Annotated in this window: 1 pseudogene; it reads right to left on the reverse strand. The window is 53.1% G+C overall.

The features are described from left to right. Positions 1–405, reverse strand: a pseudogene (locus Q3O06_RS05395) (transposase); the annotation flags it as partial.

The raw sequence follows: 405 nt of genomic DNA on the forward strand, positions 1-405 counted from the left end.
GACCGTTTTTCTTTATCCAACAGGCATCGCTGTCTTTACTCGGTGTGGTTTGGCCGCTGACTTGTCCTTCTTCGTCAACTTCTATGGCCTGACGCTGTTTGCTGCCGGCGGTCTGAATAATGGTGGCATCAATGACGGCGGCGGATGCTTTCTCTATTTTTAGGCCTTTTTCGGTCAGTTGGCAGTTAATCAGTTTGAGCAATTCGGACAGGGTGTCGTCTTGCGCCGCCGGTTACGGTAGCGGCATAAGGTGCTGTAATCGGGGATGCCCAGTTCGTCAAAACGGCAAAATAGGTTGAAATCGGTGCGGGTGATGAGGTTGTGTTCGAGTTCGGGATCGGAGAGGCTGTGCCATTGTCCGAGCAGGACGGCTTTGAACATGGACAACAGGGGATAGGCGGGACG

The sequence above is a fragment of the Neisseria maigaei genome (assembly GCF_958267405.1).
Lineage (GTDB): Bacteria > Pseudomonadota > Gammaproteobacteria > Burkholderiales > Neisseriaceae > Neisseria > Neisseria bergeri.